Raw genomic sequence first — 12,771 nt, 5'->3', positions numbered from 1 at the left:
TTTCCTGAATCCTGCTCTATTATGCGACTGTTTTGGTCGGATATTCTCGCTAATTCCCTGCCGGCTCGGCCCGGGGAGCCCTGAGAGCAATGTAGCGCAACAGGCCAAGCAGGTCCGCGTACTCGGCATCGGGGTGAAGCGAAGGCGGAAGTTGGCGAGAGTGACGGTTGATGTAGATCGTGCGGCAGCCCAGCCTTTGGGCGGGCAAGAGGTCGTACCGTTCCCCGAAGGCGACGTGCGCGATTTGCTCCGGTTGACACTGGAGTTGCTCGAGGGCATAGCGAAATACTTTTTCGTTCGGCTTGTAGGCGCGCGCCTGCTCGGCGGTCAGTAGCCGGTCGAATGGCACGGTGAAGTGTTCGAGCGTTTGCGAGAGCAGATCATCATCAATGTTGGATAAGATCGCCAGGCGCAAGCCAACTTTCTTGAGCTCGCCCAGCACCGCGTTCACCTCCGGGAATGGTTTCCAGGAAGGCAGGGAGGCAACCAAACGCTCACCATCAGACGAGCGCGCCGGAAGCTGGTGCTTCTTCAGGGTATCGAGCAAAGCTTCCGCCAAGATTGTTTTGTACGGCTGGTAGGGCCCCTGGATCATTTGGAATTGGATCTCCTCCCAATCCGCGGCGAACTGCTCGACCGCTACCTGGCTGCGCTTCTCCACAAGGATTTGGCGGAAACACGCGTTCATCCCCGCCTCCCAGTCAATCAACGTGCCATAACAATCGAAGGTGAACCAGACGGGTCGCTCAACCGATGGCATGAAGAAATCCGAGCCTCTTCAACTGGGCTATCAGACATATGAGTATGGCACACCCCGCAAGGCAAGCAAGGAATGCGTGCCCGGCTGTGTCCGGCGGCCGGCATTTTGTGTACACTCGAAAAGCGCGAAGGAGCGGACCATGTGGCGGGTCGGACAGGAGTTTGAGGAAAAGGTGCTGGAACAACTTTCAGCCGCCGGATTTGCTTGCGAGCCGGAGTCGGGCGAGCCGGGTCGCGTGCGCGTGACTAAATACCATTGTGGCGCGGTGCTAAAGGCGGACGGCAAGAAGGTTCGGCTCGTGGAGCTGCCCGGCTACATCCTCCGCCGAGAGCTGGTTCGCCTCTGGGACGCCGGCTTCCAGAAATTCTTTTTGTCAGGCGACGGCAAGCGCATCCCGGCGCTGGCTGAGCACCTGCGTCATCTCCAAAAATTCAACGAGGAGCTCGGCGCGGTTCTGGGCCTCCCGACGTATTACAACGAAGCCCTCGGTTCTGTCTGCGACGTCTCCGCCTACGATCGCGTCCAGGGACGAAAGTGACCCGCTCGCGCTTTCCCCGATCGCATTTTGCTTGACAAGGGGGCGGGCAACTTTTAGACTTATTCTAAATGCAGGCGCAGTCGCGTCTCACCCGGCATCGCCGGGCCGTCTTGGAAGTGATTCGAACCAGCGACGACCATCCTGCCGCCGCGCAGATTTTTTCGCGTGTTCAGAAAAAGCATCCGCGGGTTGCCTACGCAACCATTTATAACGCGCTCAACTGGCTCAGCCGGCACGGTGCCATCGGCGAAATCAAATTCGGAGATGAGGCCGTCCGCTACGATTGGCGAACGGGCCGCCACGACCACCTCGTCTGTAGCCGTTGTGGGCGGTTGACCGATGTCGAGATCAGTTTGAACCCCCGCGCCCTGCGGCTCGTCGCCAGGGAAAAACGTTTTGTCGTGGAACGCTATCATATTCAAGTTCACGGGCTGTGTGTCCGTTGTCGGAGACAAGCTCGAAGACTCGAATCAAAACCGGCCTGGCGGAGAACCCGGTCGCTCCGCCGGTCAGGTTGAGTCACGAGAGTAGGGACGGCCGCATCCGGAACATTCTTTTCCGGGACTTCGCTCTGCCGCGGAGGGAAGTCCGCTACCGCTCGCGGCCGGTTCGGCCACGAGCCGCAGGAGGCTCTCATGGGCGGATGCTCCGACGCCCCCAAAATTCTGTTTCTCGCGGTTGTTCCGTGTGCTCTTGTCCTGTTTTTGGGCCAGAGCGATCTCGCCTCGCAGGGGGTTGGCGAATTTGCTCTCCCGCTCCCGCGGGGTGTCCTGCCACCTGTCATCCCTGAAGACAACCCGCTGACGGCAGCGAAGGTTGCCCTCGGGCAGAAGCTTTATTTTGACGCTCGACTCTCCGCCGATGACACGGTGAGTTGCGCGACCTGCCATGACCCGGCCAAGGGTTTCGCCGATGGCAAGACGGTGGCGGCGGGGGTCGGCGGGAAAACGGGCGCGCGCAATTCGCCGACGGTGCTTGACGCCGCCTTCAGCGACTTTCAATTCTGGGATGGCCGCGCCTCCACGCTCGAGGAGCAGGCCAAAGGTCCGCTGACGAACCCGGTCGAGATGGGGATGCCCTCGCACGACGCGGTGACCGCCAAACTCCAGAAGATTCCGGAATACCCTCCGCTTTTTAGGCAAGCGTTTGCCTCCGACCGGATCACCATTGAAAACGTCGTCCGGGCCATCGCTTCCTACGAGCGCACCGTCTTCAGCTTCAACTCGCCTTTTGACCGGTTCCTTGCCGGCGACAAGACGGCGATGTCGGAATCCGCCCAGCGCGGCTGGCAGCTCTTCAATGAAAAGGCGCGCTGCAACAACTGCCATGGATACGTTGCTTCCCTGCCCACTTTTACCGACAACAAATTTCACAACCTTGGCGTGGCGATGCACGCCGCCAATTTTGCCGAGCTGGCGCGCAAGGCAGCGCAATCACCGGAGTCCGCCTCGGCCCTGGCTCATGCACCGGGCTACAGCGAGCTGGGCCGCTTTCTGGTGACCAAGGAACAGAAAGATATCGGCGCGTTCAAGACCCCCGGCCTGCGCGACGTTGCCTTGACCGCTCCTTACATGCACGATGGCAGCCAGCGCACGCTCGAGGAGATCATCGAGTTCTACGACAAGGGCGGCGAGGACAATCCCTACCTGGACGGCGGCATCCGCCCGCTCAAACTGACCGCTCAGGAAAAGGCCGACCTGGTCGAGTTCATGAAGGCGCTCACCAGCGAAGACCTGGCACGCTTTGCCAGACCCACCAACCAGCCATGATTTCTCGGAGGAGGTCTCCCGATGATCAAAGACCCTTTCAGCCGCAGGGAACAGAGAAGAGAAAAGGAACGGAGAGTATTTTTTGACTCGCTCCTGAATGCCGACCGCCGGAAATTTTTGAAATTATCCGGCCAGGCGGCGGCGATGGCGGTGGCGGCCAGCGCTTTTCCGCTGCACTCGTTTCAGTTGGTGGAGTTTCTGAGCGCCGCGGAAAAGACCGCCGAGCCGGAAGTGAGCTTTCGCTTCGCCTACATTTCCGACACCCATCTCTTTGACAAGGGGATGACCCATCGCTTTGTCAAAGCGGCCATGAAGGCCGTCCAGGACGTCAATGCCCTTGACCCGCAGCCCGACTTTGTTCTTTTCGGCGGCGACCTGGCGCAGCTCGGGCAGCGCGGAGAGCTTCAACTCGGAAAACAGATCCTCAGCGAGTTGAAGGCTCCGCTCAAAATGATGGTCGGAGAGCACGACTGGTACTTTGACATGGGCGATTCCTGGCAGGAACTTTTCGGCAAACCGGTCTATTCCTTCGACTACAAGGGAATCCACTTCATCACCCTCAACAGCGTCGTCGAAAAGGATTTCTGGACAGCGCGCCGGATGACGCCGATGCAGCGGATGCAGACGGTGGCCGGCCTGGATAACGCCGTGCAGAGCCGGTTTGAAGTGGGCGAGCCGCAGCGCAAGTGGCTGGCCGAAGACCTTGCCAAGATCTCCAAGGACAACCCCATCGTCGTTTTCTCCCACTCCCCGCTCTACAAGTATTACCACGATTGGAATTTCTGGACCGACGATGCCGAGCAGGTGCAGGCTTTGCTCTTCCCCTTCAAGAAAGTGACGGTCATCCACGGCCACACCCATCAACTGCTCACCAATCGCGTCCGCAACATTTCCTTCCACGGGATGCTTTCCACCGCCTGGCCGTGGCCCTATGCCCCCAGCGGTCTGCCGAAGCTCACCATTCAAATGGACCGCGCCGACCCCTTCGACCAGTTCGATGGCTGCGGCGATGGCGCCGTCGAAGTGCGCAAGGATGGCGAGGTCAACAAAAACTACAACCTCTGGAGCCGCAACCCCATGAAGGTTACCTACGAGACGGTGGCAAGCGGCAAGCCCGCCAAGCCGGGCCCGTCGTACTAAGGAGGAAGCCATGCGAGAAAAATCAGCGAGGAAAGTCTTGGTCGGTTTGGCTGTTGCGGCAACTCTCGTGCTGGCTCTTGGGCTGGCTGGCTGGCCGGGTTCTGTCATGACATCGGCAAACGCCCCCGATTCGGGCGCGCCGGTCTCTGCCAGCCAACCGGACGGGGCGTGGCGGCAAGTGACAGCATGCGACCAGCGAAAGACGGTGGTGGTCGAAGGCTATTCTGACAACCGGCCGCTGCCGCCCAAGAAGGCTCGCCAGGTGGCCGCGCTGCTGACCGACTTGATGCAATATTGCAACGAGGAAGTGCAGGCGAAGATCACCACGGACGAGAGCATTTTCCTCTCGGTGAACGGTTCGGCTTTCGCCCAATTTGTTCCCGGCGGTCCCCTGCCCTTGCTGCCCGTCCACGGAAAAGCCCACACCCGGCGCGAAGAGCAGATCTGGAAGGCGGAGCTCGAGCGCATGGTGGATGATGGCAACCAGCTTTTCCATAATTCGAAGCTCGGCACGAACGGCATCTCGTGCGACATGTGCCATCCCAACGCGTCGAACAATCACCCCGAAACCTATCCCAAGTTTCAAACCCAGCTCAAAAAGGTGGCGCTGCTCCGCGACATGATCAACTGGTGCATTGAGAACCCGCTCGAGGGAAAGAAGCTGGCCGAGGATGACCCGCAGATGAAGGCCCTCGAAGCCTATCTCCTCTGGCAACGCAACGGAACGAAACTCGAACCCGGGAAGCACTGAGCTCCCCGGTTCAACCTCTCAGAAAGTCGTTTTGTAGTTTTGTAGGGGCAAGAAGCTTCAGCTTGCCCGATTGGAGGGCGGTCTAAAGACCCGCCCCTACACGAGTCGTTTTGTAGTTTTGTAGGGGCAAGCTTCAGCTTGCCCGATTGGAGCCTGAAGAACCTTCCAATTTGCGCGGCGCGCTCGAATCGCTGGTGAGGCATCTGGCGGTCGAACTCGCTCCCAGGGGCATCACCGTCAACGTGATTTCTCCCGGCGTGGTGGATACCGACGCGCTGCGGCACTTCCCGAACCGCGAGGGGATGGTTCGTTGGGCCGCGGAGCGGACTCCGGCGGGACATCTGGTCTCGCCGGAAGACGTTGCCGACGTCGTTCTCTTGCTTTCGAGCGAACTGAGCCGGATGATTGTTGGCCAGACGATCATCGTGGATGGCGGGTATTCGGTGATTGCCTGGCCGCAATGGGGTCATTGAGGAAGTGGGGTTGTTGGGGAGAGGTCGCCCCTTCACCCACAGGGATTCGCCATGAACCCGAGAAAATAAGGAGACAGAGTGTCAAAAATCCTGGCGCTAGTGGAAGATCTTTTCTTTGCCGCCAAGATCATCGAGACCGCCAGGCTCGTCGGCGCGGAGGTGGAAACGCTCTCGAGCGCGGAAGCCCTGCTCCGGCGCTCGGCTGAAGAGCGGCCGTCTCTCGTCATCGTAGATTTGAGCGCGCCCGGCGCCGAGCGCGGCGAGACCATCCGCCGGCTCAAGACGAACTCTGCCCTCACCGCTGTTCCCGTCGTCGGCTTTCTCTCGCACGTGCAAGCGGATTTGGCTGAGGCTGCCAGGCAAGCCGGATGCGACCGGGTTTTACCCCGCTCGAAATTCACCGCGGAATTGCCTCGCATCTTGCGCCATGCGGCAGAACAATCATCATAATCAACAGCCTCGGGTGAACTCACCACGCTCAGCCGGGCTGCCGGAACCTTCCCGGACGGAAGCGCAGAGATTTGGGATAGGGCGAGTCCGGTTCGTGTATAATGCGCCGGAGTGGGTCTTGGCGAGTACGTGCGAACCGGGTGGATTATTCTTCTGGCGCTTGTCGGAATTCTGACGATTGCCGTCGGAATTGTCTGCTGGAAACTCAAGTCCCTGTTGTCGTGTTCGCGTGCCGGCATGCAAGACACGCTTTCGGAGATCGGCGAAGAAATCGAAGGCTGCCGCCAGAAAACACAATAGGCTGCCAACAAGCCAACAAGAGGACACTCCGTGACAGAAGCTCAAACACAGGGGGGGTTGCTGGATGGGGTTGTTCCGGGCAGCGGCGCCCTTCGAAAAGCAATCCTGGTGGTAGCGGGCAGCGCCATCGTGGCGCTCACCGCCCAGATCGCGATACCTCTGCCTTTTACGGCAGTGCCCATCACCGGGCAGACCTTTGGCGTGTTATTGGTGGGCGCGCTGCTGGGGTCGCGCGCGGGAGCGGTCGCCCTGGTGCTCTATCTCGTGGAGGGGGCCGTCGGTTTGCCGGTTTTTGCGCCCTTCGGGGCGCCCGGGGCAACACGTTTTCTCGGGCCGACGGCCGGCTACCTGGTTGCCTATCCGCTGGCCGCGTGGGTTATGGGGTGGGCAGTCGAACGGGGCTGGCATCAGCCTCGCCATGGGCGAGGAGTCCAACTGGTAGCATCGCTCCTTCTCGCCGAAACAATCGTCTTCAGTCTCGGATGCGCCTGGCTGGCCCTGTGGAGCCACCGGGGCGTTGCCGAAGCGATCTACCTTGGGCTTTATCCGTTCCTTCCCGGCGAACTCGTCAAGATGGTGATCCTGGCCGGAGCTTTGCGAGTGGCCGGGCGGGGCGTCAACCGCCGCACGTAGAATGAGGATGCATTCCTAGGAACGCCGCGCCCCGCACGCTTGCCCTGAGCGAAGCGAAGGGATGGTACGGAGCCGCGCGAACGAGGTGAGAATGGGAGCTGCTTTTTCCCCTTCTCCGACACCGGAAGACGAAGAAAAAGTCCGGGAAGCAAACCGCCGGTTTTATCTTGCCCTCGAAGGGCTCGACCTGGAGAGAATGGATCGCGTGTGGTTGCACGACGATTCCGTCAAGTGTGTTCATCCCGGCTGGGAGCTGCTCTCCGGCTGGGAGGAAGTGCGCGAGAGTTGGGCGCGCATCTTTGAGAATACGGGGCGCATGCAGGTGATCATTTCCAACGTGGAGGTGCAGATGCTGGGCGATGTCGCCTGGGTGGTCTGCAACGAGAAGATCACCAGCACCACCGACAAAGGTTTCGATACCGCGCTGATTCAGGCCACCAATATTTTCGTGCGCCGCGGAGAAAACTGGCTGATGATCCACCATCACGCTTCGCCCATCCCCGTCACCGAACCAACGACGGTGCAGTAGGCCACCCGAAGCTTCGGGACTCTTTGATGATCCCGGCGGCAACACTTCTGTCCCTTCTCCTCATATCGGCTGGCATGCTTTCCACGCCCACCGCCCAAGCCCCCTCCCAAACCGTCCGCGCTGGCCGGCCAGAAGAACCGTTGCCGGCTCGGATTACTCTCTACAATCATTTCTATACGAACCTGCACCATTTCCTTTACGAGCAGGCCACCAAGGATTCGGCGCCGCCAAGCCCCATTCGGACGAGCCCCGATTCTATCGGGGCGAGCCGGGGCGATGAGCCGGCTTCGCCTCCGGCGGGGCTAACCCGCCAGCGGGAAGGCGGGCTAGCCGCAGCCGTCGCATACTATCGCAAGAATTTGACCCCGCCGCGACGGGGAAACCTTTCTTTCGATTCCGAGCTCGTTGAAATAGGCCGGAAGATCAGCCGCTCGGAAAACATCGCCGACCTCCGCGAGCGCGGCCTGGAGGAAGGCCTGATTCAGGCATTGGTGAAAGCCACGCCGATCTACCGCGAAAAATACTGGCCGGAAGACGAGCGCCGCAATCAGGCGTGGATGGAGTCCGCCCGGAAGCTGGTCACGGAAAAAGGCGATCAGTTGGCCAAGCAATTGACGCTGGTTTATCAATCCCCCTGGCCGAAAGAACCGATCCGCATGGACGTCACCGGTTACGCCGGTCCCTCGGGCGTTTATACCACCCCGGCAACCGCCGGGCCGGCGCACACCGTGATCTCAAGCGCCGACCCGCGCAATCAGGGCCTCGACGCCGCCGAGGTGATTCTTCACGAGGCCTCTCACGCCTTGATCAAACCCGTCCAGGATGCGATTGCGAGTGAATGCCGATCACGCAACCGGCCCATTCCCCGGGACCTCTGGCACGCCCTGCTCTTCTACACCACCGGCCAACTCGTCCAGCGCGAATTTGGCGATCCTCTCAGCTACGCCGAACGCTACGGTCTCTATCGAGGCCGCTGGGCTCGCTACCTCGAGCTGCTCCGGCTCTACTGGCAGCCCTACCTCGACGGCCGGACGAACTTCGATCAAGCCATTGCCAGCATCATTGCCGCTCTCTAGGGCTCTTCCACCTATTTGGGGCTATTTCCGGCCCCGTACCAACAAGATGGTGCGGGACCGGTGTCCTCAAATCCCCGTCACGCCGGTAGATCACCGGGCATGCTCAGTGCTCTCGAAGACCTGCGGGTAATGCATCCCGATCCTGCGCCAGGATTCGTTGTGACCCTCCGGTGGACGACTACACTCAGTTTCGCGTTGTTCAGAAGTTGCTCCGGCATTATTGTCACGCCGGATGCGGGATGCATAGGTTCATCAGGTCGGAACGGCACAAGCCCCCGGGGGCAGGCTGCCGGTTGCTTCCTTATTCTGACTTCAATACAATGCGCGCGTCGAAATAGGGCCGCGCCATTCGCACGATTGCAACCATGCCGGAGGACTAATGTTGCGGCGACTGTTTTTGGCTCTGAGCCTCCTTTTATTCGTTACTTCCGCCCTGGCGGGGCCTCCAGCAAGTGGCGAGTTCGAGTTCTATCCGGGCGGGCGCTACAACCTTTCCATCCCCACGCCCGCGTCCGTGTTGGGCTATCGTGTAGGTGAAGCCTTTACGCCCCATGCCGAGGTCGAGCGCTACTACAAGACGCTTGCGCAAGCAGCCGGAGAACGCATGCGCCTGCTGCCTTACGGCAAGACGTTTGAGGGGCGCACGCTTTACCTGGCTGTCTTCAGCGCTCCGGAAAACTTGGCCCGCCCCGGCGGGCTCGAAAGCATCCGCGCAAACATTGCCCGGCTGTCCAACCCGCGAAAAACCTCTCTCGAACAGGCGACGGAAATGGCGCGAACGACGCCGGCCATCGCCTGGCTGAGCTACAACGTTCACGGGAACGAGTCTTCAAGTTCGGAGGCCAGCCTTCAAGTCGCCTACCAACTTGCTGCCGGCGAGGATGAGCGCACGCTCAAAATTTTGAAGGAGTGCGTGGTCATCCTGGACCCGATGGTGAACCCCGATGGCCGGGACCGCTATGTCCAGTTCTACCGCAGCGTCCTCGGCCGGATGCCGAATCCCAATCCCGAGGCCGCCGAACACAACGAACGTTGGCCCAGCGGCCGGACAAACCACTACTATTTCGATCTGAACCGGGATTGGGCATGGCAATCGCAACCGGAGAGCCAGGCGCGCGTGGCTGAGTACCGCCGGTGGAATCCTCAGCTCCACGTGGACTACCACGAGATGAACCTTGAGGCTACCTACTATTTTGCGCCGCCGGCTCAGCCCATCCTGGAAAGCATCGATCCCCTTCTCACCAAGTGGTTCCGGATCTATGCCAAGGGCAATGCCGCGGCCTTCGATCGCTTTGGGATTCGCTATTACACCTCGGAGGACTTCGACCTCTTCTACCCCTCCTACGGCGATTCCTGGCCCTCGCTGAATGGCGCAATCGGGATGACGTACGAACAGGCGGGCGGAGGCCGTGGCGGGCTGGTGGCCAGACTCCGGGAAGGCCAGGGCGAGGTGACGTTGCGCGATCGCGCCTGGCATCACTTCACAACCTCGCTGGCGACGCTTGAGACAACCGCCAACCACCGTGAAGCCCGCTTGCTGGATTTCTACGAATTCCATCGCGCCGCTCTGCGGGCGGGAAGCGAAGGGCCCATTCATGAAATCTATCTTCTCGCCGGCAAAGACCCTGCGCGCTCCGCCCAGCTCATTGACCGTCTTCTGCGGCAAGGAATCGAAGTGCAACAGGCGAGCGAGCCGCTCGCGGCCAATGATGTCCGCGACTACGCCGGGAGCGTGCTCGGCGACAAGCGCTTTCCTGCCGCGACCTACGTGGTGGATCTCGCCCAGCCAAAGGGCTTCCTCGCCCGGGCCTTGCTTGAACCCGAATCGAAATTGCGCGGCCTCCTCTTCTACGATGTAACGGGATGGTCGTTGCCGCTGGCTTCGGGCGTCGAAGCCTACTGGTCTCAAAAGAAGGCCAGCGGCGAGCGGCGGGCGGTGACGGTTGCTCCTGAAGCAGCCGGCGGCGTCAGCGGCCCGGATCACGCCACGGCCTATCTTTTCACCTGGGATACAAACGGGGCGGCGGCGCTTCTGGCGGCCCTGCTCGAGCGCGACGTTCGTTGCTATGTTGCTATTGCCGGGTTCAAGTTGGCAGGTCAGGCATTTGATCCGGGAACGATTATCGTGCCTCGTGAAACCAATCTCCCGGACCTGGACCAAAAGATGAAAGAGCTTTCCGCACAGGCGAAGGTGGACGTGATGGCGGCGTCGAGCGGCCTGGCCGATGCGGGGATTGACCTCGGCTCGAATCGCATGCGCTTTGTCCGCAAACCCAAGGTGGCGATCGTCATGGACCGCCCGGTCGCGGAGACAGACTATGGCGCGCTCTGGTTTTTGTTCGACCAACAACTGGGCATGCCTTTCACCGCCATAGCCGCCGAGGATTTGCGCGGCGTGGAGCTGGCGGACTACAACGTCCTGATTTTCCCAAGCGACTTTGGCACCGGGCGCGGCTGGAGTCGCTACGTGGACAAGAAGCTGGCGGAGAAAATCGGCGGCTGGATTCGCAACGGCGGAGTTGTGGTCGGCATGCGCGGAGGAGCTGTGCTTGCCACGAAGAACAAGGCCGGCTGGAGCAGCATCGGCTTCCGCTACGTCCGGGAGCGTGACGAGCAGGAACGACTCGAGGAAGAAAAGGAGGCCCAGGCAGCCGCCGCGCCCCGCCCCGCCCTCGCCGGGGCTCCCCCTCCTCCTCCCGCGGAGAAACCTCCTGAAAAGGACAAAGCCGAGCAGGCCGCCAAGGAACTCGAGAAAAAGCTTCTCCCGTGGTCTAAGAAGGAGATCGAGGAAAGAAAAGAGGAAATTCCCGGCACGATCATGCGCCTGAATCTGGACAATACCCATCCGCTGGGTTTCGGCTACGCCGGCCAGGTGGACGTTCTCAACCGCACAAGCCCCATCCTCGAGCTGACCGCCAAGGGAGACAACGTCATTTACTACCCCAAAGAGAACTTCAAGCTGAGCGGCTACTTGACAGAAGACAATGCCAGGAAGCTGGCGAACACAGCCTACCTCGTTCGCGAACAGGTCGGCCGCGGTTTTGTGATCCTCTATGCCGATTCGCCGGTCTTCCGCGGCTTTTGGGAGGGTACCGTCCGGTTGTTCATGAACAGCGTCTTTTTCGGAAACATCGCCAATCCTTACTTCCGCCAGTGAAGAAGAAGCCGAGTGTCTGCGATATAACCCTCCCGTTTACGGCGGGCCGACCAAGGCGAAACCGCCACGCCAAGGCACGGCGGGCTCGCGTCGTGCGCTCGATCGCCCTCCTGTGCCGAAATAGTCTCCGAGGAAACGATTTTCCCCTTTTTAAACGCCTATCAGGGAAGGGTCTGATTCTGGGTGTAAACACACGGCATTTCCTTTTTACGGAATTGGCTTGGAGAAGCTGAGCAGCAAGGCCTTGAGCACGCCCTGTCATCCGGCGGAAAGGGGTTCGGGGGAATAGGCGCAGTTTGGTTTGGAGAGAAGGTTGCTCAGCCTAGGTTGCTTCCCGTAAGCACCGCGCCAGAAGGTCTTGCGATGACAGCCTCGGCTTTTGCGATTTGTCATATTACCAAGGATCGCCAGTTCGAATTCGAGAAAGGACAAAACGGGCAGTTCTTGATCTTCGACCATGTCGCTCACGCCCAACAGTTCCTCGAACAAAACCAACTTGTGGGCGACTGGAAGATTATCCCTGTAAGTGTGGAAACTTTCTGCGACTCCACCTCCCCCAGACAAATTTTGGAACGTGTGTTGCGTTGAGCGCTGCTCATCCGAGTCTTGGGGACGAATCCCAACCAATAGCGGCCACCAACGAATTGACTTTTGCCAGCTTCCCCACTAAATTGTTGTTTTCTATGAGCGATATCACACTGAATGATCTTCGCCGATTTGTCATCCGCTCCGGGGTTGAGGTGGCATACCAGGATGCGGCGGGGCGCAAATGCCTGATGGACATAAAAGGGATTGTGCGCATACCCGGGATTGGCGCGCCGCCTGCTTTTACGGTGGACCAGGTGCTTGCCGAAGCAACCCGGTTCGTCGTGATTCCGACCAACCCCAAGGACGAACAGCACACCCTCGACCGAACCGCCATGGCCGAAGCCATCAAGGCTACGGCGCCCGCATCATCGGCTGCCGCCACCAAGGAAGAATGAAGAACCGTTTGCGCCCGCCAGGCTAGTGCCGTTCCAACTATTTTGGGCTAAGTTCTTCATGGACTCAGCACGTATGACTAATTATGTCGCTCCAGTGCCGTTCCAACTTGATGAGCCTATACATCTCGATCCTGTATGATCAATAAAGCATGCCCTGCGACTTGCGGAAAATGGCCCCAAATAGTTGGAACGGCACCAGCTCGCTATTCTGC

The 12,771-nt window shown here is 60.1% G+C and carries 15 protein-coding genes; 13 read left to right on the top strand and 2 right to left on the bottom strand.

From position 1 onward, the window contains the following. Positions 1 to 49 precede the first annotated feature (49 nt). The gene (locus tag VIH17_03280) at positions 50 to 760 is read right to left on the bottom strand and encodes a haloacid dehalogenase type II (GenBank protein HEY4682254.1); all 711 of its coding nucleotides are present in this window, start codon (positions 758 to 760) and stop codon (positions 50 to 52) included. A 139-nt stretch (positions 761 to 899) separates the two neighbouring features. Between VIH17_03280 and VIH17_03275 the strand changes: the two genes are divergently transcribed. Next, on the top strand, positions 900 to 1,298 hold the full coding sequence (locus tag VIH17_03275; protein ID HEY4682253.1) for a hypothetical protein: 399 nt from the start codon (positions 900 to 902) through the stop codon (positions 1,296 to 1,298). A gap of 59 nt (positions 1,299 to 1,357) precedes the next feature. Here VIH17_03275 and VIH17_03270 read toward each other — a convergent pair whose 3' ends face one another. Next, complete coding sequence (locus tag VIH17_03270) at positions 1,358 to 1,726, bottom strand: hypothetical protein (protein ID HEY4682252.1); 369 nt, start codon at positions 1,724 to 1,726, stop codon at positions 1,358 to 1,360. A gap of 207 nt (positions 1,727 to 1,933) precedes the next feature. Here VIH17_03270 and VIH17_03265 point away from each other — a divergent pair, with 207 nt between their 5' ends. The 12 genes from VIH17_03265 to VIH17_03210 all read left to right on the top strand — a co-directional run bounded on the left by VIH17_03265 (position 1,934) and on the right by VIH17_03210 (position 12,559). Continuing rightward, the gene (locus VIH17_03265) at positions 1,934 to 3,067 is read left to right on the top strand and encodes a cytochrome c peroxidase (protein HEY4682251.1); all 1,134 of its coding nucleotides are present in this window, start codon (positions 1,934 to 1,936) and stop codon (positions 3,065 to 3,067) included. 21 nt (positions 3,068 to 3,088) lie between these two features. Then, complete coding sequence (locus VIH17_03260) at positions 3,089 to 4,207, top strand: metallophosphoesterase (protein HEY4682250.1); 1,119 nt, start codon at positions 3,089 to 3,091, stop codon at positions 4,205 to 4,207. 10 nt (positions 4,208 to 4,217) lie between these two features. Next, entirely contained in the window at positions 4,218 to 4,958 is a 741-nt protein-coding gene (locus VIH17_03255) for a hypothetical protein (GenBank protein HEY4682249.1), read from the top strand. A 146-nt stretch (positions 4,959 to 5,104) separates the two neighbouring features. Beyond that, positions 5,105 to 5,431, top strand: coding sequence for an SDR family oxidoreductase (locus tag VIH17_03250; protein HEY4682248.1), 327 nt, complete (start codon positions 5,105 to 5,107; stop codon positions 5,429 to 5,431). A gap of 78 nt (positions 5,432 to 5,509) precedes the next feature. After that, entirely contained in the window at positions 5,510 to 5,881 is a 372-nt protein-coding gene (locus tag VIH17_03245; GenBank protein ID HEY4682247.1) for a response regulator, read from the top strand. A gap of 129 nt (positions 5,882 to 6,010) precedes the next feature. After that, a complete protein-coding gene (locus VIH17_03240) occupies positions 6,011 to 6,181 on the top strand; it encodes a hypothetical protein (protein ID HEY4682246.1) in 171 nt (56 codons plus the stop codon). 30 nt (positions 6,182 to 6,211) lie between these two features. Beyond that, a complete protein-coding gene (locus VIH17_03235; protein ID HEY4682245.1) occupies positions 6,212 to 6,814 on the top strand; it encodes a biotin transporter BioY in 603 nt (200 codons plus the stop codon). A gap of 91 nt (positions 6,815 to 6,905) precedes the next feature. Next, positions 6,906 to 7,343, top strand: coding sequence for a nuclear transport factor 2 family protein (locus VIH17_03230; GenBank protein ID HEY4682244.1), 438 nt, complete (start codon positions 6,906 to 6,908; stop codon positions 7,341 to 7,343). A 140-nt stretch (positions 7,344 to 7,483) separates the two neighbouring features. Further along, positions 7,484 to 8,419: a hypothetical protein gene (locus VIH17_03225; GenBank protein ID HEY4682243.1), complete on the top strand. Its 936-nt coding sequence runs from the start codon at positions 7,484 to 7,486 to the stop codon at positions 8,417 to 8,419. A 379-nt stretch (positions 8,420 to 8,798) separates the two neighbouring features. Continuing rightward, entirely contained in the window at positions 8,799 to 11,576 is a 2,778-nt protein-coding gene (locus VIH17_03220) for a M14 family zinc carboxypeptidase (GenBank protein HEY4682242.1), read from the top strand. Between the two features lie 363 nt (positions 11,577 to 11,939). After that, on the top strand, positions 11,940 to 12,164 hold the full coding sequence (locus tag VIH17_03215) for a hypothetical protein (GenBank protein HEY4682241.1): 225 nt from the start codon (positions 11,940 to 11,942) through the stop codon (positions 12,162 to 12,164). Between the two features lie 95 nt (positions 12,165 to 12,259). Beyond that, entirely contained in the window at positions 12,260 to 12,559 is a 300-nt protein-coding gene (locus tag VIH17_03210) for a hypothetical protein (GenBank protein ID HEY4682240.1), read from the top strand. Positions 12,560 to 12,771 lie beyond the last annotated feature (212 nt).

It is taken from the genome of Candidatus Acidiferrales bacterium (assembly GCA_036514995.1).
In the GTDB taxonomy this organism is placed as follows: domain Bacteria; phylum Acidobacteriota; class Terriglobia; order Acidiferrales; family DATBWB01; genus DATBWB01.
The sequence above is the reverse complement of the archived record's forward strand: the minus strand, read 5'-3'. Positions and strand labels throughout refer to the sequence as shown.